Below are 1578 nucleotides of genomic sequence, written 5' to 3' on the forward strand. Positions count from 1 at the left end.
TACCGTGCCGTTGTTAACGATACGCCCGTTCGCGCCCAGCTTGCTGAAGGCGTAAGAGTTGGACGCATAGATGTTGATCGCGCCGTTGTTCTCGATCACCGCGTCGGCCGTGGCGTTCGCGTCCAGCTGCATGGCCACCATGCCGCTGTCACTGGTGCCTGCGGTACCCAGGTTAATGGTGCCGTTGTTCACCAGCTGGGCGTTCTTGCTGCCCTTCATGCCGACGGCGTCGTTGCCGCTGACGTTCATGGTGCCGTCGTTGACGCCCACATAGTTACTGTGCGTCAGGCTGACCGCACTCTGGCCGGTTTGAGAGGCGGTAAAGTTCACCACCCCGTCATCCTGGTTCCAGAAGAACGCCTTACCCGCAGCCGCATTACCCTGTGAAGCTACCAGCGACACACCGGTGGCGTTCGCTGTACCATCGTTAATAAAGTCGCCCGTACCGCCCCAGATATTTACCCCCGCCGCGTGACTGCTGGCGGTGAAGTTCATGGTCGCGCCTTTATCGTTCTTAAAGGTACCGTTGTTATTCAGATGAACAGCATTTTTGTTATTATCGCCTGTCAGCACGCCGCCAGCCGCGTTTTCAAACACGCTGTTGGTTTTCAGATCCAGTCTATGGACATCCTTAACGTCTGTCGCTGTACCCAGCGTAAAGCTACCGCTGTTGATAATGCGACTGTCTCCCCACATCTCCGCGCCGCCAGTAGCGCTACCATTGTTAACCACTTTCCCGGAGGTGCTTGTGATAACAAAAGCGTTGATGGTGCCACTGTTATTAATTACGCCATTAGTGCCGGAAACACTGACGGGTGAATCAATAATACCAGAGCTCTGGTTATTAAAGGTGCCCTCAACATATAACCGTCCTGTACCGTTCACCGTGCCGGTATTACTCACTGTGCTGTCAGAAAGTACGGACGTAGTTTCAGTCAGCGTATTAATACCGCTTAGCACGGTGCCGTCAGCAAATTCCGGCGTTTCCACTGCATCACTGTTATCAGCTTCCGGCGGTACGCCTGCACCGATATTAATGTGGCCACGGTTAATGATACGGTTATCTTTATTACCGTCTGTATAGAATGCCTTACCGTTTTCGGCGTTGATGTTAATTACACCCGTGGTGTCGTTAACCACCGTAGCGCCGCCATAGACCGCCATACCTACCAGCGGCTGGTCAGCAACGTAATTCTCGTTTTTCTCGAGATTAATCGTGCCCTGGTTAACAGCCTTGTTACTGGAACCGTAGGCCACCATACCAGCACCGGCATTATAGACGGTAATGGTGCCGCCCTCGCGGTTAGTGGCAACAGAATTTGACTGCGCGGTAATGGCGTTGCTACCTGCCCCCATGCCTACGGCATAGTTCATTGGGTTATCCCCGGAAGGGACACTGGTTCTCACGTCAGAGGTGTCGGCGGCATCTTTCCACATCGCATCGGTGGTAATCTGGCCAAAGTTATCGGCTGTCGAGTTTTTATTCGCCACCATCCCGGTACCACGTCCGTACAGCTCAAGCTGACCTTCGTTAATAACCGAGCTACCGGCATAGGCGGTCATCAGTTCAATAGCAGC

1 pseudogene is annotated in these 1578 nt (G+C 53.6%); it reads right to left on the bottom strand.

What is annotated here, in order from left to right:
* Window positions 1–1578, bottom strand: a pseudogene (locus QRD42_RS18225) (hypothetical protein); the annotation flags it as partial.

Source organism: Enterobacter sp. PGRG2 (assembly GCF_030291195.1).
Taxonomy (GTDB): Bacteria; Pseudomonadota; Gammaproteobacteria; order Enterobacterales; family Enterobacteriaceae; genus Enterobacter_D.